This is a genomic window from Emticicia sp. BO119 (assembly GCF_013912375.1).
GTDB lineage: Bacteria > Bacteroidota > Bacteroidia > Cytophagales > Spirosomataceae > Emticicia.
On record NZ_JACETV010000001.1, the window covers coordinates 764,183 to 786,840 of the forward strand.

Below are 22,658 nucleotides of genomic sequence, written 5' to 3' on the forward strand. Positions count from 1 at the left end.
AAATGGCACACCTGAACTTAGATAAGTGCAAGCATGCCAATTTTTTTAATCGCTCAATCACACATTCATTCAATCACCAAATCCCTAATTAAACGTATATCTAAAAGTCACTCCTTGCGTACGAGGGTCACCAATGATACCTGCATAGTTACCTGCGCTACCTGGAGCCGCCAACAATTGCTCATAATACTCTGTATTAAACAGGTTTCTAGTCCAAACATAGAACGTAACTCCATTATAAGCTCTGAAACCTAAACGGGCATTGGTCAGGTTATAACCATCAATATTCAGGAATTGAGATGGTGATGGACTTGACGAGAATTGCGTACGGAAGTAAGTATCAACACCCAGAAAATAATTACCTTTAAAGCCTAATAAATTACCTTTTATAGTTCCTTCAGCGCCTACTGAGCCAGCCCATTTAGAGATACCCGGTAATACCCCTCCTGAAACATCTTTAAATGCTTGTTCTCCACCAACTTCTTCTAAAGGCACAGGAGCATTTTTGAAAGAAACATACTTGCCATTGGTATAAGCAACCGCACCATTCAATGATAAATTATTACTTACTCGCAAACTCGCATCTAATTCAGCACCAAATACTCTTACTTTTTCAGCATTAGCCAAATAACCTCTGTTTACACCTGGTTCAGGTGTTTGTACCTGAGTCTGATAATCCTTTATATAAGTATCATAAATAGTCAGGTTCACAATCGAATTTGGCGTTGGTTTAGTTTTAATACCAATTTCTTTATGTGTTACAAATTCCGGTTTTACTGTAGCCAAATCTATAAGCACTTTGCCACTGGCTGTGGGTAATCCACCGATATTAATCCCAACTGGCTTATAACTAACCGAATAGGTAGCAAAAGCATTGAATCGGTCACTTGGTCTGTATTGTGCCGTTAATCCACCTGAGAAATTACCTGCTTCTGCAGTAGTATTAAATGCCTGATTGCTATATACACCGTTTTTCAGGGTAATCAAAGCAGCATCAGTCGTTTGCAATCCACCGTAAGTTTCACGCTTATAATCAGCTATTTTTTTATCGTAGTTATACCTGAGACCTGGCAAGACATGAAATTTATTAGTAACAGCCCAGTCAATCTGAGTAAATGCAGCTAAACTGGTACTTTGGATACGGTTGATAGTACGGATACCGAAATTATCAAACAAACCTGGTGTTTTCCATAATGCACTTGTAGAGCTTTGTGCAAAACGCCATTGTGCCGAACCTGCCTCCTCGGTTTGTACAGGGTCAGAATTCAAATCCTGCCATAGACCGAAAACACCTATCACACCACTTACCTTTGATGAAACCTTACCTGCATATCTGATTTCCTGAGACCATTGGTCATGCACCGAGTTGCCTGATGAAATCGTGAAAATCGGTAAACCTGTATAATCACGGTCATTTAATGGAGTCCAGTGCCAGTAACGATAAGCCGTAGTTGAAGTCAAAGTACCACTACCGATTTTAATATCTGCATTAGCCGAAACACCGCTCAATTGATTATCTGCTTTCGACTGCGTATCTAAATCAACTTTTCTTTCAAATGCACTTGAATACGGTAATTTATAATTCAAATCAGCCAGAATTGCATTGAATTGGCGGTAAGCCGCGCGTTTGGTGGTTACAACACCTGCTACAGCCCAGCCATAGCCATTGGGTTTCTGATCTGTAATATCACCAATCAATGTAATTTTTACTTTATCACTTGGTGTATAAAGAATTTGTCCTCTTACACCGATATTATTAATATCGTTGATGTATTGGTTGTTGTGCACGTTAAAAATCGTACCATTACGTTGCGTACCTGTAAACGAGATTCTTGCAGCTAATTTCTTGCTCAACGGCCCGGTTACAGAGGCCTTAGCCTGAATGTATCCATAATTACCATAGCTCAATTCAAAACTTGCTCCCGGGTCAAAACTTGCCGGACGAGAAGTAATATTAAATGCACCCGAAGTAGTATTTTTACCAAAAAGCGTTCCTTGCGGTCCACGTAATATCTCTACCTGATCAATATCAATAAAATCAAGTGCAGTAGCTGCCGGACGGGCATAGTACACACCATCTACATAATAGCCTACACCCGGGTCAATACCATCGTTGGTCAATCCATAAGTAGAGCCTAAACCACGGATGTTCAAGGTAGTATTACGGGCATTTGAAGCATATAACTGTACACTTGGTACTAATTCTTTTAGACGGTTTACATTGAATGCACCGGCGTCTTCCACACTTACCCCTCTTATGATTGAGATAGGTAATGGTACATTCTGAGAGGATTCTGAACGGCGACGGGAAGTAATGACTACATCTGATAATTGATTAGGTGTAGCATCCAGTCTGATTTCCACTTTACTCCCTTCAATCACTAATTCTTTCTTAATATATCCGATATATGATACAACCAAAGTAAAAGGGAGTTTCTGACCTGTAATCAACGAAAATTCTCCGTTAGCATCTGTAGCTGCTCCATTGGTTGTTCCTTTAATAGTTACGGTAGCGCCAATGAGGGGCCCGTTAGTACTTCCATCAATTACTTTACCGGTAATGGTAGCATTGACAATCGGCTGATTTTGTGCTGATAAAAAGAAAGGCAATAACAGCAGACTTATCAGAAAAGAGGATTTCATAAGTTTTTTCATTAAAATAAAATTTTTTCGCATGGTAGATGATTTATTTTGGGTGGCTAATTCTCTTGTTTGGTATTGATTAGTAATATTTTTTGGTTTAACTAAGATGACCGACCTGATTCATTTTATGTCTGATTATTCGATTGACAATACAAAAATATAAAATCTATATAGTATATAAAATTTATAGAGTAATGTTTTTTAATATTTTGAGAAAAATTATATAAATTCTTTGAAAAAGACTGTATTGGGGATAGATAATGGAGAAAAGTAAAATTTAAAGCAGAAAAATATAAAAGGGCGAAATTAAAAGGAATTTTTAATTGAGTAATAATTTAGGGGTGGCTTTATAATTATTTCAATAAATTCTTTTCGGTCTTGCCTTTTACATTTTTCGGTGTCGATAACCATTCAAGCACATCTCTATTTCTACGATCATCGGGAATTAAAATGCCATTGAATTCTATCATTTCGGCAGTGTAAAAATCTATCTTGTTAATGGAAACGATAAACGCACTTGTAAGGATTGAGGAAAAACATGGATTTAATTTCATATATGGCCATTTCAGTCAAGGAAATAGCTTTAGCAGAGACAATATAGAAAAGTTTATACAGTTTCTTAGGCTTGTGTGCCTAAAATAAAAGAAATTTAGCTTTAATAATGGGTAAACGCAATCGAAAATAATTACAAAACGCTTATTTTATCTCAACTTGGCTGATTCCATCGTTGTACTATCACACGGGTGGCCTGTAAAGTTTTCAAAGAAACTAACTATTCAATGATTCTTGATAAAAATATTCATTTCTATTTTAGCAAAGTAATATCAATCATTTAAAATTTTACCAAGTTTCAAAATTCGAGATTCTGCAATGGCCATTTCTTCAAAGTCTTTTCTCAAATTTTATATTTTGTATCCTCCCGCCAGAGAGTTTGAACCCTACTATTTTATTTTGAGTGTCTTTATAGAATTTTATAGATCCAATATTTGAAGAAAACTGGTTTTCTGTTGTAGGGTCAATGCCTAAACTAAATTCACCCAATCGAAAATTTTGCATCTTTAATTGCCCATCACGGTTACTAATCATATATTCGCTACCTAATTCGGGACTATAATATATACCTGCATATTGCTCAATTTGATTAAGCTCAGGTTGCCAGGGAGTGATTCTTTTAGCAGGAATATTTCTATATTTTAATAGATTCACTTCCCCTTTATTGTCCTTTACAAAAGTGATCGAAGCACCATATGCATTTATCCAGAAAGTAGAATCCGATTTGGCATCCATTGGGAATTTTTCCTCGCCGTTAGCCTGGGTTTGTAGTTGCCCGTTTTCGAGGGTAATAGTTACAGCCCAGACTGGTCCCAGTTGATATGACCCTACATATTTTTTTAAAATGTCATCATTTACTTTTACATTTGGAGCATCTTTATTGATAATGTTTGCCGAAGCTAAATTATTAAAGGGTTTCAAACGATACTTTAATAGTGCGTGAGCCACTTCAGCAGGAATGCTTCCTAAATCAAAATCACTTGAATTACTTAAAATAATAAATGATAATTGTTGATCGGGATAATGCATTAAAACAGTACGATAGCTTGCCCACCATCCAGTATGCGAAATAGTTTTGTAACCTTCATCACTGCCATAAGCTAAACCATATCCGTACTTTACTTTACCGCCAGAATTAAGTGTGCCTTCTTCTAACATCTGCATAAAGACAGGGTTTTTAGCAGCAACAGATTTATTGAAATGAATTGCCCATTTGCTCAAATCTTCAATTGTAGTAAATAATGAACTTGATCCATAGGCAGTCAGCGCACTGAGACTTTTCTTAAATCCTTTTTCGCTTAGATAATACGAATAAGCCATGTTTTTAACAACCTCTGTATAATCATCTGAAAAATGGGAAGAGATCATACCTAAAGGTTTAAAAATATGCATATCTGTCCAAACTCTGAATGATTGTCCACTTACTTTTTCAACAATAGCGGCCAAGAGATTATAACCTGTATTAGAGTATGAATATTTAGAACCCGGATCAAAATCAAGGTCTTTCTGATTTTTAACCATCCGCAGAATATCTTCAAAAGAAAATGTCTCGTCCCAACGCCAACCTGCCGCATGCAATGTTTGAGGCCAGTCTCTTAAACCACTAATATGGTGTACGAGGTGGCGTATGCAAATTTTTTTTCCAAAATCAGGTATATTGAGTAAATATTTATGAATGTCATCGTCTAATGAAATCTTTTTCTCGTGCAAGAGCGTAGCAATAGCATAACCTGCAAATTGTTTAGACACTGAAGCAATATCAAAAACACTTGTAGGAGTGTTAGGTATATTGTATTCGAGATTTGCCATACCATACCCCTTTTTAAAAATAACCTCATTGTTTTTGATAATACTTATAGCACAACCAGGTCTATCCTTACCATCATATTTATTAAAAATCGCATCCATTTTAATTGCTAATGAATCAATCTCTTTTTGTGCCAGTAAATTCGTCGAGAATTGTATTGTAAATAAAAATATATGTAGTAATCTTTTCATAAGTTAAGATGGAAGTTAGGTGTTAGACTAAAAATCACAAGACAATCACATGATTAATAGACAAATTTGTTTATTTTATTTAGAAAGTCATAGGTTAATTCGAAGAAGTTTCAATATTTCAAAGTGATTTAGTTATTAAAAGTTACCGAAGAATAAGTTTTTTTTGGTTTTAGAGTGATTCGTTGTTTATTAAAGGTTTAATTATATTCTTTCTGAATTAATTAAAAATAGTAATTCTAATCACCTAAACTTATCAAATTATGCCTGTGGAAATAAAACGAGATGACTACGCGATACAAGCTTATATTAAGAATATTTTTTTAGAGCTTCCGACTTACAAGTTTCATCATAGTCCACTTAATGGTGATGGGGATGAAATTTTTGTGGGAAGAAAAAAAATAAAAGATAAATTTCTGAACATTCTAAAAAACGGTGAAAAGAATGGCGCATATCTGATAACCGGATATAGGGGGATGGGTAAGACAAGTTTTGTTAAGTCTGTTTTGTCTGAATATACTGAGGCTGAAAAAAATAGTAATGGACAAGTTCTTAAAGTAGATATTAGTTTTGCCCAAGTCGATTTAAAAGAAACTGATATTTTAAGACAAATTACTAAAGGGCTGATTGATCAGGTTAGTAGCAGTTGGTTTGTGCGTTTTGCAAATACTCTTTCCTTACCTAAAGTGTTCAGGTTTTTATCATTTATTATATCAATATCATTTGGATTCCTTCTTTTTCATTCTCATAGTGGGAAAAAAATCAAGAGCTTATTTCATTTGGAATCCAATGGGTCTAAAAATATGACAGGGTATGATTTATTCTGGTTATTAATTGGTATGATTGTTTTGATAGGATTTGTAACAATAGTTCTTACATATTTGTTCGACCTTCTAAGATTAATCATATTGAGGTTACTAAAATATAAATATAGAGCCATTTGCAACGAGTATAAGAATCAGCTTAATAAAAATTCGTTAGATAAGAGGTATAAATCCAATCACAAAAATAAAGTAGAAAAAGATAATAACTCTTCTGAAAGGAAGTTCTGGGGTTGGTATGAGAAAGCAATTCTTGAAGTTAATTTATATAAAAAACTTATTCATGTATATGAAAGGGCAAATGCCTCAATAGTGAAAGAATCAGGCCTTCAAAGTTCAACTACGAACATTCCTTTTGGATTTATTAATAAGGATGTAAGAACATTCCCCATCGCGAATGCCAAAGAAATAGAGTATGAATTAATAAGAATACTGCGAGAGTACAATGATTTTATAAATTACAATAAAAAATTTGTTATTGTATTTGATGAATTAGATAAAGTAGAACCTGCAATCGGAAAGAGCTACTATTTTGATGATAACAAATCTCTTGAGCAATTTGAATTATCTCAAAGCCAATTAATTGATCTTCGGGAAAGAAAAAAAGTAATTATTAATATATTAGCTTCTCTAAAGCATTTTATTACAGAGGCAAACGCCAGATTTATTTTTATTGCCGGCCGGGAAATGTTTGATGCATCATTGGCAGATATTGCAGACCGGCAATCTTCAATAAGTAGTATTTTCCATCAGATTATCTATGTTGATAGCTTTTTAAAAGACAAACCAGAAACCAATACCAAATCAAGTGGTTTGACAGATTTAGTAGAAATGTATCTTGAAAAAGTATTGATTCCTGATGACGTTTTCACTAAAACTTATGAACTTAAAAAGATTGAATATGAAGAAGCAAAAAAAGCAAATCCCAATTTAAAACATGAAAATGAGGATTTATTTAATGATGAAGATATAAATAAAACTGATCAGGAATCTTTCTTTGTGAAGTATAATAGATATTTAAGAATGCTTGGGAAAAAACCTGAAGAGCGATTGAAAATTATTTTTACTCTTCAGCATTTTATTATTTATCTTACGTATAGAAGTAATGGTTCTCCAAAAAAAATGGTTAAATTATTAGAGGATTATATTATTAAAGACAAAGATAAAGAGTCAAAAATGATCGACGACCCACTTTATGTGGTTGTAAAAAATAACTCTCTCAATACTGCGAGGGAAGAATCATTGTATTTAAGGTTCTCAGTAAAATCCCAATATAAATTCGGGTTTATAACTTATCTGTATCGTCCTTTTTTATTAAGTTATAGTCAGTTCCTTAAGAAATATAGTGACAATGTATTGGTGGCAACTCCATACCTAATGGACCACCTGATAAAATTCCATCCATTTGCGTTTTCAGTTCAAAATCTTGAATTGCTTCCGGAAGTACTATCAGCCAATAAAAATCCTATACTTCGTTTTTTTATTGAAGAACTGATCAACTTTTTGAGCCAAAACCACTTACGAGAAACTGAGATCGGCTTGTTTGAGTATAAATTTTTCAATAAATCTGCCAATGAGATAACTTATCTATCAAAGATTTTCGAAGAAGAGTCTGCGGCTTTCAATTTTACTTTAGACGAAACTTACTTCATAAAGATCTTTTTAAGAAACAAAATAAAGGATATTAGAAACAGCTATCGTGACTTCAAGGATTTAAGTGGTACGAAATATATTTTTTCTATTTCTTTTCTGAATGGCCTTTTGGGCGACTGCCATTATTTCGATCAGGAATTTGATGATGCCATTGTATCGTATCAGGATGCGCTGCAAGTACTAAGGGCAATGCCGATTGAAGAATTAAAGCAGGAAGAGTTTGTACTAATGATCAGATTAAAACTGAAATTAGGTCTTATTTTTGAGAAAATGAAATCTTTTGAATCTGCTCTATCAGTTTATAATGACTCAATAAAATTAACCGAATCGTATTTCGAAATCAATTTAGAAATTATAAAAAAACGCACAAATGGACAAATAAGCATTTTCGAAGATGAGCAAAGTAAGAAAACCCTTTCTAAATTTAATTCGTTAAATGAACTCCTGCAAATTGTTAATCAGGCTTATACCGCAAGCCTATATATGCAGGAAAAAGTTGGCATTGAAGGATTAACGATTTATAAATTGAAGGCTTATATTAATGCTTTTGAAGCATTAGTTGAGAAGGTGTCAAAACATACTATGGAAAATACCATAGTCAGAGCTAATTTTTATAGCAATATTGGGGCACTTTTATATTATAAAAATTTTTCTATCGGAAGTAAAGTACAGAACAATGATGATGAAAAGACTAATTCATTATTATCAGATTTAATTAAAGAGAAATTCGTAGAATATAGGTTAGGACCTCAAGTAGAAATTTATGATGAACCAAATTTTCAACAATACCCTGAAGCAAAATATAACAAAGACTTTAGATTTCCATTCTATGCCTTTCTTTCTTACAGGAAAGCACTTAAAATATTGATTCCATTTGGTGAAGATAATGAACAGGAACCTTTAATTAGTATTTTAAATAGAAGTACCAAGATTATCCGTGATTATCATAACAGTCATAACAAAGTTTATCTTAAAAATATAGCTCATACATTATCTAATATCGGAGATACACTTTTTTCTGTTTTAGACACTTCAAAATCTAAGGATAAAAAACTTGATTCAGTAGTAGTATTAAATCGTATTTCTAAAAAATGGGATGATGGAAATAAGATTTCAAATGCTGTTTCAGAAATTTCATCAAATGATAACGACCTGATAAAAAAGGAAAGACTTGTTAAAGTGTTGATAGATATAGTTGATTATGAATCATGGAAAGAAGAATTAATTCAATTAGAAGCTGGCTTAACAGTTGAGGAAAACTTCAAAGTTAAACTTGAGTCATTAATTAAGGAGGTTAAGAAAATAAAAAACTTAAATAATGGGGAAACAAATTTAAAAAGAATAGAAAATTTAAAAAAATTGTGTGCTAATGGTTGGTATTTATGGGATAAGGATTTTAATAACGAGCAATTAGTTGAAATTATTGCTTTTTTGAGATTTGAAGAAATCTACGAGAAGAAGAACTTAAAGTTGATTGAAAAGGAAAAATTATTAACAGAAAGGAAATCATTACTATCAGCGAATGAAGATGAAAAACTATCAGAAGATGAAAACAATTTAGTAAAGGAAAAGGAAGAATTAAATTATGATTGGAATCAGAACAAAGAGAAAATAGCAAAAATAGCAGAATATATTACCCCCTTGAAGAATGGTTATCGGATAATGGCATTTTTGGATAAATATGTGGCCGAGTATTTTGAATATGAGGACTTTAAAAAATAAGATGGTGAAAAAATAACAAATTTAGGTTTTATCATATTTTTATACTATTTATCAGGTAGGTTTTATTCAAAAGCTGGTAAGTCTGTGAGTATGTCTTTCCAGCTAAGAAAAATTTTGCAAACTATAAAGGGCGTAGTTAACATACGTCCAGAGAAGTCTGGAATAAGACGGAATGCAGAAAACGGTGAACTTTCAAAACAAGAGAAACTTATAAAATTTTTAGAAGAGGCTATACTTAGTCTTATTCTGGAGATTACGAGCTGGAATAGTAATTCTACAGATAGACCCCAAATTTACAAATTCAAGAATAATTTAGAATTAAAAGATATATTTCATCCACAGGCTTTTACAAAATATATCTATACAGGTATTTCAAACGGTCCTGAAATTAAAGAAGCGGTTATGCATTTTGCTGCAATCAGAATAAAAAGCATTGATTTTTCAGAGATTAAGAAAATCTCTCAAGACTTGACAGTAACTGAACCGGAAGATGCTATAAAAAAAACTGATTCGCCAGAAGCTTTTAAAATTTCTTCTGATATGGAATTACCCGAGCTAAGTCTTATACATCCTTATGTAGGTATAGCCAGCCAGTTTAAAAGAGTTCAGGAACTACAGTTTCAAATTACCATTAACAGAGGGTTCTTAAAGAAGAAAGTTTTTGCAGGTTTTGAAAAATTAACTAAAGGCGAAAATCTATTAGAAAAATGGGAGGGTGATTATTTTAAAATTTATAAGAAAGTTAATCCTCAAAATCAAGAAGAGCATTATGAAAAAGTGAATAAAAATGAAAAGGATTCTCCATTTGTCTTTATTAAAGGCATTGTAAACTGTGATGAAAATAATAAGACAGATACAAAAGAGGGAAATTCGATAGAAATTCATCTTAAAAACTATGAGCAAATTACTATTAATTCGGTCTTTTGCCTGATACAGATTATCTCCATTCTACGGATTTACGATATTAATTTTTATATGAGTTATTTCTATCTGGCAGTTTTTCACAGAAAATTAGGTATATGGTTAAAACACTATAAACTTTGCCAAGAGCTGAGACGAGAATTTGAGTACAAAAAATTTAGTTTCCTGTATAAAGAATTTTCAGATGATGAAAGAAAAAAAATACAAAAACTTTTGTGTGAAAAAGGAAATAAGGAGATACTCAAAGCAAAATATATAGATAATCGTACAAGGGGAATCAATAATATTCCCAAAGGCAAACTTTTGAAAGGACAAAAAGTCCAGTTTAAAACAGCATCGGTAGAATATGAGAAAAAATTCGATGAAGCTTATTCTGATATGCAGCAAAATATTAAATTGGTTAATACATACTTAGAAAAGATGCTGGGTGTAGACGCTATGGTTCAGGTAGATGCTACATCCCAGTTTCAGAACGCTTTGCAGTATTTTCACAAGGCAAAACAAATGCATAGCAATGGGCCGGTTTATAAAGCACAGATTAACAATTACATTTATCTCGAAGATGACTTTAATGACGACTTGTATCATTTTGGTGCGGCTTTAGAAAGACAGCAGATAAATTCTTATCACATTCGCCAATACATCAAGGAGTTAGAAGCTGAATTAAAAGATTCTCCAATATATGACTATAGAAGTTATGCAAATACCGATCCGCTTTCCAGAACCATATAATCGCAGAATGCTTATTACTAATTAATCTTTCAGGTTAATTATAATTGATGTTTAACTATAGAGAGAATGATAAAGGAGAGCGAAATAGAAAAATCTGTTCACTCTCCTTTTTTATTTTATAACTAGTCTGTTTTCAGATTTTTCACTGGGTTGCTTCTGGCAGCTTTCAGAGTTTGAGAGCCAATTAACAGAGAGGCAAGAGCCATTAGAGCCAAAAGAGGCAGAAGAAATTCGTAAAATTGCATTGGTAAGTGATAAGCAAATCTGGTTAATACAAATTTATCAAAGAATAAATAAGTGGCTGGTAAAGCGATAATAGCTGCCATGCCTAATAGTATCAGAAATCCTTTACTTAACAAATAAATAAGCCCACCTTCTGTTGCGCCTAAAACTTTTCTAATGCTGATTTCTTTCAGTCGTGTTTCAGTTGTAAATACTACCATACCAAACAATCCTAAAGAGGCAATACAGATCGCAAGAAAGCTAATAAAACCTACCACCTTTATCATAACCGAAAATTGGCTGTAAGCTTTTTCAATCTGATCATCATAAAATTCAGCTTTCATAGGATGTACCTTGTCAATTTTTCGCCATGCCTCTTCAATACTGGCCATTGTTGCAGGTAAATTGGATGTCTGAATTTTGACATTAGCTGAACCCCAAGGCATTTCGGTTGAATAAAGAAAGATTACTGGTTCAATCTTATTTTCCATAGTGCCATAATGGAAATCCTTTAGTACCCCTACAATTGTCAGATTTTTGTTATCCATCATTACCTGTTCGCCCAAAGCCCTCTGAGGATCCTGACCAGCAATGTTGAAGCGTTTTAAGACCTGCTCATTCACAATTACTTCACTTTCTTCTCCGTGTTTAGGACGTAACTTAAAGTTTGTACCTGCTATAAACTTATGTTGATGTAGGGGCAGATAATTCCCATCCACTACATTCAGCGATACCATATTTGAGTCTTTTGACTTGTCTTTCGGGTTGATATACTTAATCATTGTGCCTTGCATACTTCCAAGACTTGTAACCATTGCCGATCTTGAAATTCCTTGTACGGCCGGTATTTCAGACAATTCCTTAACTACTAAATCAGATTTGTTATTCTGAAGGCTGATATTCAGAATATTATCTGTTTTGAATCCTAAGTCAAAATTCAAAAAACCTTTATACTGTCTGTAACCAATTATTGTAGTAGCAATAAATACCAAAGATAGAGTATATTGAACCACAATTAATGCCTTACGGATATTGATATGGCGGAATACTTTGAATTTGGAATTGTCTTTAACAACCTGTAAAGCATTGATGCGAGAGAAAAATAGTGCAGGAAAGAACCCAGCAACAATACCAACACTAACGGCTAATAGTAGGAAGTAACCTACTAATTTAAATGAAAGTTCTAAAGAAACCAGGTCACTTAGATGGGGGTCAAGTAATAAAAAATGTTTTCTTAAAAAGAGAAAAAATAGAAAAGAAAAAATTAAAGATAATAGGGCTGTGAATATTGATTCGCTTAGGAATTGTCCAAAAATGTGACTCACTGGCGCACCAATAATTTTACGGATACCTACTTCGCGTGCCCGGCGTAACGAACGCGCAACAGAGAGATTCATATAATTGAAACAGGCGGATAAGATAATTACTAAGGCCAGACCGCCTAATACCCAAAGAACCACCGGAGACATAGTTGGCCCGATTGAATTAGATAGGTGTCCACCAAGTGCGATGTCTTTAAGAGGTTGCAGGCTAATATTAATTGTAGCATTTTTCATGCCTTTATTTTCTTGTGCTGATAAACGATCAAGATTGGTCTGAAGAGTATTTCTTTCAGTACCTTCTGGTAGGGTTAGGTAAACATAATTTTGCCAGATATTTTCCCAACCATAAAAGTATGGATCATCTTTGCTGACAGTTGTATTCGTAGTAGAAAAGGAAACGAGAGCATCGAAGCGCATATGTGAAAACTTGCTGACATCTTTAATCAGACCAGTGACTACATAATTTACAGTATCAAATTTTACAACCTTGCCCAGAGACTCTGTATTACCAAATATTTTTTTTGAAGTTGTTTCAGTTAATATCAGAGAGTAGGGTTCTTTTAAGGCCGTAGAAGGGTTACCTTTTAATAAAGGGAATGAAAATACTTTGAAGAAGGATTCATCGGCCCATATAGCATTTAAAGGTAGATAATTATCACCCACTCGTGCATCACCATAAAAACCAGTTCGTATAATAGTCAGGTCCTCAAATCCTGTGATAGTCTCACGAATTCTTTTACCTGCTTTTATAGAGGTTGAAGCCAGGTCCATAGGAGACTGTCCTGTTGTCTGGTGTTTGGAGTTTAACCTATAAATCCGGTCTTTCTTAGCCTGCAAATCATCATACGAATGCAAATCGACCAGTAGTGCCACTACAAGCAGACCTACCGAAATACTTACGGCAAGCCCAAAGATGTTGATGAACGAGAATAGTTTGTTACGCACAAGCCCTCGTCTGAATGTTTTAAGATAGCTGCTAATCATAATTAGGTATATGGAAAAATTAGTAAAATTGGGTTCACGAACTGTGTACAATCGGAAGAATTTTAATACATCTATCCAATAAATAAGCTTCGCAAGAGTAGCACCTTTACTTTTCAGATTCCGCTCAAAATATTCATTCAGATCGCCTTGTAAATCTTCTGATATATCTGTTCTACAATACCAAATTAGCAGGCGTTGCGCCAATTTAGGCGGTTCTGTATCCTTAAAAGTCTTTTTATTTTTATGAGGATCGGAATGAGTATTGAAATGTTTCATATTGAACCCTCCAGATTAAAGCCTGGAATAATACGCCATAATGCCTCGCGGGCTTCTTTAGCCTTAATCAAAGCGGCTTTTCCTGCGTGACTTACTTCATAAAAGCGTTTTCGTTTGCCGCCACGTTCATTGGTAGCTTCGCCTAAGTAGCTTGTTGCCAACCCTTTTCCTTCTAAGCGGTTCAATACGGCATGCACAATACCTAATCTGACAGTTCGACCTGTATGTTTACTCAATTCATCACAAATAGCAACGCTATAAGCATCACTTACCAAAGCGGCAATACAAAGAAGTACTAATTCTTCAAACTCACCTAAGTTGGTTCCTTTCATAGCAATCAAAAAATAATTTATTCTGTAAATGTATGTAAAATAAAGTATTTATTCTTGTTTTGTATGTAAAATATTTTTTAAGAAATAAAATAATTGGAAACATTGGATTTAAGGTAGTGTTTAAGCATGGTTATTTGATGCAAAAATAAATCCATATATCACTAAAACATCTTGATTGATTTTTAGTTAATATTAAAGAATTGCTAAATAATCCATTTTAACTATGACAACTGTTGATGCAATCATTGTAACTACTGCTATCTGCATAATTGTTGGTGCTGTCCGATATTTATATATTAAAAGAAGTCGTAAAAGTTATTACGATAAGTTTCTTCGTAGGAGGGTCATAAAAGAGTTTTAAGAGTAATTAATTGCCATTACAGATTCTTATAAGTATAATTACTCTTTTAAAATTGTTTTTTTTATTATTCGATACTAAATTGAATAATTCGTAAACTTTTTTCCTTGGACCAAATAGTAATCAAGCCGCTTGTAAACATTCAGTTATGAGGGTTCAGACTTGTCTGTACTTTTGATTCAGAATTTTATTTCTGGACAACAAAAAATACTCATATTATGCAGGATTTAAGGAAATTTGGTAGTTTTTTAGGAGCTATGGCTTCATTTACTCCTTCATTTGTTTTGGGTAGTATTCATTATACGATTAGCTTATTGGAAGGAAAAGAGCATAAAGATGCCAGTAATGACTTTAAACGTACTTTTGATAAACTTTTTAACCTTGGCGAGCAACTCGGTTCGGAACTGACAGAAGGAGCGGTAAAAGTAGGCTCAAAAATATTTAATGGAGGCAAAAACCTCCATTATATTGCCCTTAAAAGCCAGATGCTTGTTGGGGCTTTTTACAAATACAGTTTTTAGTTAATTACTTAGCAATTTTAGCATTTTCTTTGAGTTTTCTTTTTTCGGGTTTATCTCCAATGCTTTCTGATAATTGGTTATTGCCAAATCTTTCTGACCAGCTTTTACATACGCATCTCCCAGACTATCATACACATTGGCACTATTTGGATGCAGTAAAACATTTAATTTGAAAACCTCGATGGCCTCCAGTATCTCCTGACGTTTAAGCATTGCATAACCCCATTCATTGAGATCATCTTCTGAATGCCAATATTTCATCAGATTTCGTCGGTCTTCATTGGTAGCCATTTGTTCTTGCTTATAGCCTCTTTTAAAAATAGCAGCTTTGGCACTTGGCTTAACTTTATTGGCATATAACGTAACAATCGCATTAATAACCAATTGTGGGTTTGAGAAAAAAACATAATGTCCGGTTTGATAAGCAATTAATGAAGTGCGATTGACATAGGAAGCAACAAAATCATTATGACAATCCTTCCATCGTTGGGCATCAGGAGTCCCTTCAAACAAGGTTTGTTCTGATACAATATCCACAACGGGAATTTTAAGTGGTAACGGGTTTTGTTTGACAACATCAATTGTATGCCTGAAATTGTCAGAAGCCTTCATCTTGGTCAATTGCTCTTCAGTAAAAAAGCAGGGTAAATTAGCATCAATCATTACCATAGCTCTTATTCGTCGCGGGTTCTGACTGGCAAAAAGTGTCTGATAAAAACCACCCATTGAGTGAGAAACAAGCATGAGATTCTTAGAAAATCCTAATTTTTTAAGAGCGACAGTGAGCAATTCTATTTCTTTTTCAATATTTATTGACTGGTTATACTTACTACTTTTCCCCAGGCCTATTCTATCATAGGTAATAATTGGGGCTTGGGTAATTTCGGAAATAGGTTCAATAATTCTGTTCCATATTCTACTATCATTACCTCCACCAGCTTCAAAAAAAATAGGAGTGCCTTTGCCTGAAATAATTGTAAAATGTAGTTGGTAACCATCTGCATTTACCAATGTATCAATTGTTGCTTTTTGCGCAATTACCGATGCCACAGGTAATAAGTACAACAACCCTGCAAATAAACGCCATTTGGAATGTATGACTGATAGAGAGGCAGAGTGAATGATTGAGTGAGAATAAAATCCTTTGAAGCTTATTTTCATACTATCGGGTTAAAATTTGGCTAATGACGAGAAAAACGCAAGAATGGTGCACGGTATAAGTAAGAACGGCCGCCTTTTGTATTGATAACGATTTTATGGGCCTTTAGGTTATTATCGGTCTGAACAAAATAAATGTTTCTTGCCCAGGTGAGAAGACATATTGATAAAAGGCATCAGAAAAAAAAGTATAGAAACAATAATTCATGCTAAATTGCAGTATATAATATTTCTGATTTCATAGCCAAATGCAAGGATTAATCGTTTTAGGTATTTTTTTTTTAGTGGTAGCAGTTTGCTTTTTTATTTATTCCCGACAGAAAATTGCGTTTGTGCTTACTGATGAGTTCAGGGATATTCTGCATATACTGAACGACACCAAAGAGTCTATCTTCATAAGTGGTAAGGCTGGTACAGGTAAGTCGAGCCTTTTACAATATTTTACAGCCAGAACTGAAAAAAAATATGTGATACTGGCACCCACAGGTATTGCTGCCATGAATGTAAAAGGGCAGACGGTTCATTCATTTTTCAAACTCCCGCCGCGCCTGATTCAAGTCGCTCAATTGAAACCGGAATATGCCAAAAATGCACTCTATGAAAATCTTGATATGGTGATTATAGATGAGGTATCCATGATAAGTGCCAATCTGATGGAAGCCATTGATACTGCCTTACGCCTCAATCGTAATAGACCTGATGAACCATTTGGTGGTTTGCAGATGGTGTTTATCGGTGATTTGTTTCAGCTTCCGCCTGTGGTGAAGAGTGATTTGCAGGAATATTTTGATGTTACTTATGGGGGTAATTATTTCTTTGATAGTCCTGTGTTTAAGGAGGGGTTTAAATATCACAGAAAGGAGCTGACGCATATTTTCCGCCAGAAAGACGAGAAATTTAAAAAGGTACTGAACCGCATACGTGTAAATGAAGCTAAGTTTGAAGATTTTGTCCTATTGAATGCCCGTCATCGGGATAATGTGGGAGATAATAACAGCTCAATTTTTCTGACTACTACCAATAAAAACGTTAAGAAGATTAATAAAAAGAATCTCGAAAACCTACCTGGTAAGGAATTTATTTTTGAAGCAGTACTGACTGGTAAAATCAGAGAGGAGTTTGAGAAACTAAATGAGCAATTAGCCAATAAAAAAATCAGCGAGAGCGAGTTTGAAGATGAAATAGAAATTAAGTTTCCGACTAATGTTTTTCTGAAATTGAAACTCGGGGCGCAGGTGATGATGATAAAAAATGATAGCCTGAAGCGTTGGGTAAATGGTACGGTCGGCACTATCAGCCGATTAAATGCCTATGATATATGGGTAGAAATTGACGGGCATAGCTATAAAATGGAACAGGAAAACTGGCAGGAAATTACTTATCAATATGATGCCAAACGCAAGGAAATCAAAGAGAATATTCTCGGTACTTTTACACAATTCCCCATTAAACTGGCCTGGGCCATGACCATACATAAGAGCCAAGGCAAAACTTTTGACAAAGTGGTGATTGATATTGGCTACGGCGCTTTCAGTCACGGGCAAACCTATGTAGCCCTGAGCCGTTGCAAAACATTAGAAGGTATTGTATTAAACAAAGAAATCCGGCCAAGCGATGTGATTGTAGATGATAGGGTGATTGATTATTATATGGGAAAATAGGTTTCACCTTTCATTCAGAATATCTAAAGACAAAGGAAAGGAACCTAAGCTTTTGATATATAATTGCTGCTCAGGATTCAATTCATTTGTCCCTAAACCAAAATCTTCCCACACTTCACCTTCATGATGTTTTAACGCAAATCCAATTCTTTCAACTATTGGTTTACAATTTAAACCAATAGGAGTAAGGTCAATATAATTGCCTTCTTTAATTTCTCCTTTGATTAATTTGCCAATTAGAAAAAATCCCCGACCATTAATCTGAAAAGCTGATTCGAAACGGAATTGAGCTTGTATAATATGATGCCATTGACAGCCACAGCGACATTGCCGTGCATAAGGAGTCCTTGCCAATCGACCACATTCAGGACAATTATTGAAATATACCTTTTCCGGCGTTTCTGTCATGATTCTTTGAATCACATTTAGTTCAAAAGTGTCATAGCCATCTTTTAACAAATCAAGTACAGCAGAGTCTGTATTTAACCAACCCTTTTCATAGGCAACCTTTACTTTTTGTGAAGAAGAATCATGAATAGTAAAATTAAGCTTAAATGAAATATTAGAATGCCTTATTGCCATTTTCTCTGTTGTAGTAAGAAGATTTGGAAAATGATTAATAATATATCTCGCGGTTTCATTATTCATGACTTAACTGTATTTAGCAAATCTAATTAAACCTTACACCAATTTCTTAAACCCCCAAATCAACAAATTCCTGCACAAAAACCAGAAATTGACAAAAAAGAAAGCGAAGTTGATAAGAAAAATATTATCGAAAAAATAAGAGAAAGTACGGAATTCAATACTATTATCGCCTGTATTTCGCCAGGAATTCATATTAGAGTAAAAGTAGAGGATAAAAACCGATACAAGGGCGAGTACCACAAAGTGGATATTATTTAGCAGTAAAGCCCTCTGCTTTTGTTGAAACTGTTTTCTTACAATAAACAGGATGTGAAGCCCCTCTAATAAAGCAAACGCACTATAAAAACTGATAGTTAATTTTCCCCACTCAAAAGTGTACATAGCCATAGCAAAAATAGCTGCGGCAACGAAGGAGATAATAATATAGCAAATATGGTACAGGGTTTTATAGAGCATAGACAGTTTACTTATTTTTACAAACTTAGCAGTTTTTTTAATAATTGCTAAGTTTGTTCAACCAACTATAAATAAACTTACTATCATTTCTCCATATCTATTATCGGTTCACTAACCTCTAAAGGTACATATTGCATTAAAGTATTTACATCCTTATAAAATTCAACTAATTGATTATGGGTTTGATCTTGTAAAAGTTTCAAATATGAATTAGCATTGACAGGAACATATCCATTGGCATTGGTATTGATAATGGCTATTTTAATGAATTCTGCTCCCTGACTATATTTTTCTACCATCTGAAAATGTGTATAGGCTTCACTGGCATCTTTATTAAAATTTTGTCGCGAATAACCACTGACATACATGATGAGGTAGGTATCTGTATGGTGACGGATAATTGCATTAAACTTAATAGAATTAAGTTCGGGATGACAATTAGTTAACGAGTCATTAAAAGTCAGATGTTCACTATATTTATCCCAAAGAAAACTGTTTACATCATGATTAAACCGCTGTCTTTGTGATTGTTCACGGCCTTCGTTATACGATATTGAATGGCTATTTACCACTGCCGCTATGTAGTTGCTCACGTCATATACCAATGCAGACACTAACTCAATTTTCCCTGTAGTTTTATAGTAATAACGAACCAGACCTTCGTGAAGAGTGGTCTCAACACCGAAATATTTACGATACTGAAGTTCGAGTTTCTGAACAATCATTTCATCTTCGTAAGAAACCGAGTTTTCATAATACTCTTTCGCTAACCAGCCTCCATCTGATACAACATAGGCATTATCTTGCTGGCTCACAAATACCGATACATAGTGATTGGTAATTGTGCTAACACAGGTCATTATTTCAATAGTACTTCCTCTCAACCTGAAATCCGTCAGGTTACTGAAGTCAGTTTTAACCATCTGGAATATATCAGTCAGTGTTGCCATGATTTAAGGAAAAAACTACATCTGCATGTACGTCAGCATTTTGAGATATAGGAAAAAGAGGTAAAAATTCTGTTATTTTTGGTACTTCAGTTTCGGCATTAATATTATTTTTCGAGCAGAAATATTTCATACCAACATTAATATTGTTTTGAAGCTCGGCCTCATGCGTTTCTATGAAAGAATCCCGATACGCTTGCATATTACCATCTTCGTTATAAAAGCTGAGATAGGGTGTTCTGATTTTGGATTCAGATAAGCGGTTTATTGGATTGGTGTTACGGATTGTAGGACCATCTGAATCAAAGTACAATGCTGGGTTTTTATTTAATTCCGGGATGAATAGTTTGAGCTGGTATCTTAAGTCGTTGTTTTGCTTGGCTACCAGTAACTCTATCATGTTGGTAGCATCATGGTTCAGAGTGGTGGTTTTTTCTTTCCAGAGACTGGTTTCAGAGCAGTCTATCAGCAGAATAGTTGGAGTACTTGTTTGTTTCTTTTTAGCAAGTATTTCTTTGTACAATCGATAGTTTCGGGCGATTTCGGGACAGTTTTTCATGGTGGCAGCACTTTACGTTTTTAATGGGGCAGTATTTTATTACAAAAAAGCACAACTCAATAAAAATAAAAAATAGGTATAATTGCCTGATTTTCACAGGTTTATTCACAACAACCGATTCCTGAAATATATAGGTATTATAGAAACGCGAGTGATTTCTAAAGTGTGTGTCAGTTTTATTGAGCCGATTTAAAGATTACCGGAGTCTTTTTGGGGTATTTTTCGCTATTGTCAAATTTAAAAAAATATTCAGGGTTTATACAAATATTATTCAATTTATTTTGAAACCTGTAAATTATAAAATCATAAATCTCATTGAGATAGGGGATATTATTGTTAACGTGTAAGGTCAGAATCCAAAGTTGTTTAAGCCTGAATAAAGAAGTTAAGGAGGTCTTAAAACCAGAATTTGATTTAATCTTTCATGAATTTTACAACCACGTTTACTAGTTCTTCCGAAACAGGAAGTTGTGGATTTGAGTAGCCTTTCACATTCTCGGCGGTACTTGCAGATACAATCTTGAACAGATGATTCATCCCTTTAATAATATGAAATTGTTTTTGCATTGCTTTTGACCCTAATCTTTCTGCATCAGCAATAGATATCTGAATGTCATTATCACCTTGCACAATCAGAACAGGAATTTTTAGCTTTGAGATTTCTTCGGCCGGGTCATATCTGAACCAGGAAATCAGATAGGGCTGTTGGCTGGGTTTAAAGAGCCTATCTAAAAACGGAGGAATCTGATTTACCAGGTGGCCCATTACCAAACTGTCGATGACAGGTTCTGCTTTCTCTCCTAATATTTTTGCTTGTTTGCTCAATTGTTCTTTCAGAGTTACGCTTCCATTACGGCCAAGTCCGTTTAAAGAAATGAATTTTTGTGCGTGGGTGGCTGCAAGCATTCCAACTAATGATCCCTGACTGTGTCCAATTACAGAAATCTTTGAATCAGGGTATCTTTTAGCTAATTGATTAACAAGCAATTTCGCGTCATTAACTTCGGCCTCAAATATCCTTTCTTCAGGAGTATTAATGTACTTGCTTTCGCCTATACCGCGTTTATCATACCTGAATGAAGCTATTCCGGCTTTAGCCAATTCTTTTGCCAGTTGCAGATAAGCATTGCTGTTCAGACCTGCGGCTAAATTATTTCCGTTACGGTCAGTTGCACCTGAGCCGGCAATAATCAGAGCTATTGGCATGGCTGGTATGCTTGCTCCAGGACTTGTAAATGTACCATATAAAATTACATCATCAGACTGAAAGCTAAGATTTTGCTCAGAAACCAACAACGAATCATTGTTTTGAGCATATAAATGGCCATTGATGCTCAATAGTAGGAGAATGAAAAAGAAGGTCTTTTTTTGCATATTGTGAGCTTAACAGATACGAATATACAAAGCAAAATGTTCAGGATAGTGCTTTGATATAAGGTTTTTATAAAGCCCTGATAGAAATTATATAGTAAGACAAGCAGAAGAAAGTAATTCAAAAGTTTTGACAGTGAGAACTATAAATAGGATCTCCTTTGAAATGAAGTATTTGTTTTGTTAATTTGATATGAATCCCAGACATAAATATTTTTGATATTTAGCGAAGATAGACGTTTCAAAAAAACTTTACGTTGCTTATAGAGATGTACTTTTCGGGCAAGAGAAATCTTCTTGAAAAAATGCTAATCAATAAGGCTCGAATCCCTATCGCAGGTCTGGTTGGGAACTAACCATTCCTCTTGAGACCTAAGCGGGCGAGCTTGGGTCTTTTTTATAGTTTATCTCATTTTTCAAACTTATTATGCTAATTCTTTCGGGTTTTACTGATAGTGCAATTTTTGCAATTTCGGGGTTATATTTTGTTATTAATCTGATTGTATTATTGATTTTGAAACCATTAATTGGTAATCATATCAGGATAGGAAATAAAGTTTTGCACTTGACTGTATTGATTTTATTAAGTATAATAATTACATTTCTCCTGTTAGGTTTAATAACCACCATTACCCGGAAAGGCCTGTTGGAATAAGTAAATTTTTGAAATGCTTGTCGAATAATTACTGGATGGGTATATTCAACAAACAAAAATGCCCCTAAAATAAGGGGCATTTTGCTACAAGCGTATGAAAGATTCAAGTAGAATCTAACGTCTTTCTGAACCTTGAATGGTTCAAATAT

The 22,658-nt window shown here is 34.2% G+C and carries 14 protein-coding genes; 4 read left to right on the forward strand and 10 right to left on the reverse strand.

Translation table 11 applies throughout. The features are described 5' to 3' along the window. Positions 1-84 precede the first annotated feature (84 nt). Both H1R81_RS03280 and H1R81_RS03285 read right to left on the reverse strand, forming a co-directional pair. Positions 85-2,655, reverse strand: a complete 2,571-nt coding sequence (locus H1R81_RS03280) for a TonB-dependent receptor (protein WP_181839241.1) — start codon at positions 2,653-2,655, stop codon at positions 85-87. Between the two features lie 870 nt (positions 2,656-3,525). Then, positions 3,526-5,193, reverse strand: coding sequence for a serine hydrolase (locus H1R81_RS03285; protein WP_181839242.1), 1,668 nt, complete (start codon positions 5,191-5,193; stop codon positions 3,526-3,528). Between the two features lie 260 nt (positions 5,194-5,453). Here H1R81_RS03285 and H1R81_RS03290 point away from each other — a divergent pair, with 260 nt between their 5' ends. Further along, positions 5,454-9,386, forward strand: a complete 3,933-nt coding sequence (locus H1R81_RS03290) for a tetratricopeptide repeat protein (RefSeq protein WP_181839243.1) — start codon at positions 5,454-5,456, stop codon at positions 9,384-9,386. Between the two features lie 90 nt (positions 9,387-9,476). Further along, positions 9,477-11,039, forward strand: a complete 1,563-nt coding sequence (locus tag H1R81_RS03295; RefSeq protein WP_181839244.1) for a hypothetical protein — start codon at positions 9,477-9,479, stop codon at positions 11,037-11,039. Positions 11,040-11,161: 122 nt separating this feature from the next. Here the strand turns inward: H1R81_RS03295 and H1R81_RS03300 are convergent, their stop codons facing one another. Both H1R81_RS03300 and H1R81_RS03305 read right to left on the reverse strand, forming a co-directional pair. Then, positions 11,162-13,843, reverse strand: a complete 2,682-nt coding sequence (locus H1R81_RS03300) for an ABC transporter permease (protein ID WP_220275163.1) — start codon at positions 13,841-13,843, stop codon at positions 11,162-11,164. Continuing rightward, complete coding sequence (locus H1R81_RS03305) at positions 13,840-14,175, reverse strand: PadR family transcriptional regulator (RefSeq protein WP_181839245.1); 336 nt, start codon at positions 14,173-14,175, stop codon at positions 13,840-13,842. The genes H1R81_RS03300 and H1R81_RS03305 overlap by 4 nt, the downstream gene beginning before the upstream one ends. 576 nt (positions 14,176-14,751) lie before the next feature. On the opposite strand from H1R81_RS03305, the gene H1R81_RS03310 reads away from it, so the two are divergent. Continuing rightward, entirely contained in the window at positions 14,752-15,054 is a 303-nt protein-coding gene (locus H1R81_RS03310; RefSeq protein WP_181839246.1) for a hypothetical protein, read from the forward strand. On the opposite strand, the gene H1R81_RS27290 is transcribed toward H1R81_RS03310, so the two are convergent. Further along, positions 15,055-16,215 (reverse strand): alpha/beta fold hydrolase, encoded by a 1,161-nt coding sequence (locus H1R81_RS27290; RefSeq protein WP_220275164.1) that lies wholly within the window; start codon positions 16,213-16,215, stop codon positions 15,055-15,057. It lies immediately after the preceding gene. Positions 16,216-16,460: 245 nt separating this feature from the next. On the opposite strand from H1R81_RS27290, the gene H1R81_RS03320 reads away from it, so the two are divergent. Beyond that, positions 16,461-17,873, forward strand: a complete 1,413-nt coding sequence (locus H1R81_RS03320; protein ID WP_181839247.1) for an ATP-dependent RecD-like DNA helicase — start codon at positions 16,461-16,463, stop codon at positions 17,871-17,873. A gap of 3 nt (positions 17,874-17,876) precedes the next feature. Here H1R81_RS03320 and H1R81_RS03325 read toward each other — a convergent pair whose 3' ends face one another. The 5 genes from H1R81_RS03325 to H1R81_RS03345 form a co-directional block, all read right to left on the reverse strand. Further along, positions 17,877-18,521 (reverse strand): hypothetical protein, encoded by a 645-nt coding sequence (locus H1R81_RS03325; RefSeq protein ID WP_181839248.1) that lies wholly within the window; start codon positions 18,519-18,521, stop codon positions 17,877-17,879. Between the two features lie 33 nt (positions 18,522-18,554). Beyond that, positions 18,555-18,977 carry a hypothetical protein gene (locus tag H1R81_RS03330; protein ID WP_181839249.1) on the reverse strand — a complete coding sequence of 141 codons (423 nt, stop codon included), beginning with the start codon at positions 18,975-18,977 and terminating at the stop codon, positions 18,555-18,557. Between the two features lie 83 nt (positions 18,978-19,060). Further along, complete coding sequence (locus H1R81_RS03335; protein ID WP_181839250.1) at positions 19,061-19,927, reverse strand: hypothetical protein; 867 nt, start codon at positions 19,925-19,927, stop codon at positions 19,061-19,063. Continuing rightward, positions 19,911-20,483 carry a hypothetical protein gene (locus H1R81_RS03340; protein ID WP_181839251.1) on the reverse strand — a complete coding sequence of 191 codons (573 nt, stop codon included), beginning with the start codon at positions 20,481-20,483 and terminating at the stop codon, positions 19,911-19,913. The genes H1R81_RS03335 and H1R81_RS03340 overlap by 17 nt, the downstream gene beginning before the upstream one ends. A gap of 414 nt (positions 20,484-20,897) precedes the next feature. Next, positions 20,898-21,857 carry an alpha/beta hydrolase gene (locus H1R81_RS03345; protein WP_181839252.1) on the reverse strand — a complete coding sequence of 320 codons (960 nt, stop codon included), beginning with the start codon at positions 21,855-21,857 and terminating at the stop codon, positions 20,898-20,900. Positions 21,858-22,658: the final 801 nt, after the last annotated feature.

Bases quoted from the DNA above. Each gene is read 5' to 3' on its own strand.
- H1R81_RS03310 (WP_181839246.1), top strand. From the start codon at position 14,752: ATGCAGGATTTAAGGAAATTTGGTAGTTTTTTAGGAGCTATGGCTTCA.
- H1R81_RS03290 (WP_181839243.1), top strand. From the start codon at position 5,454: ATGCCTGTGGAAATAAAACGAGATGACTACGCGATACAAGCTTATATT.
- H1R81_RS03340 (WP_181839251.1), bottom strand. From the start codon at position 20,483: ATGAAAAACTGTCCCGAAATCGCCCGAAACTATCGATTGTACAAAGAA.
- H1R81_RS03280 (WP_181839241.1), bottom strand. From the start codon at position 2,655: ATGAAAAAACTTATGAAATCCTCTTTTCTGATAAGTCTGCTGTTATTG.
- H1R81_RS03330 (WP_181839249.1), bottom strand. From the start codon at position 18,977: ATGCTCTATAAAACCCTGTACCATATTTGCTATATTATTATCTCCTTC.
- H1R81_RS03295 (WP_181839244.1), top strand. From the start codon at position 9,477: ATGTCTTTCCAGCTAAGAAAAATTTTGCAAACTATAAAGGGCGTAGTT.
- H1R81_RS03320 (WP_181839247.1), top strand. From the start codon at position 16,461: ATGCAAGGATTAATCGTTTTAGGTATTTTTTTTTTAGTGGTAGCAGTT.
- H1R81_RS03345 (WP_181839252.1), bottom strand. From the start codon at position 21,857: ATGCAAAAAAAGACCTTCTTTTTCATTCTCCTACTATTGAGCATCAAT.
- H1R81_RS27290 (WP_220275164.1), bottom strand. From the start codon at position 16,215: ATGAAAATAAGCTTCAAAGGATTTTATTCTCACTCAATCATTCACTCT.
- H1R81_RS03335 (WP_181839250.1), bottom strand. From the start codon at position 19,927: ATGGCAACACTGACTGATATATTCCAGATGGTTAAAACTGACTTCAGT.
- H1R81_RS03300 (WP_220275163.1), bottom strand. From the start codon at position 13,843: ATGAAACATTTCAATACTCATTCCGATCCTCATAAAAATAAAAAGACT.
- H1R81_RS03305 (WP_181839245.1), bottom strand. From the start codon at position 14,175: ATGAAAGGAACCAACTTAGGTGAGTTTGAAGAATTAGTACTTCTTTGT.
- H1R81_RS03285 (WP_181839242.1), bottom strand. From the start codon at position 5,193: ATGAAAAGATTACTACATATATTTTTATTTACAATACAATTCTCGACG.
- H1R81_RS03325 (WP_181839248.1), bottom strand. From the start codon at position 18,521: ATGAATAATGAAACCGCGAGATATATTATTAATCATTTTCCAAATCTT.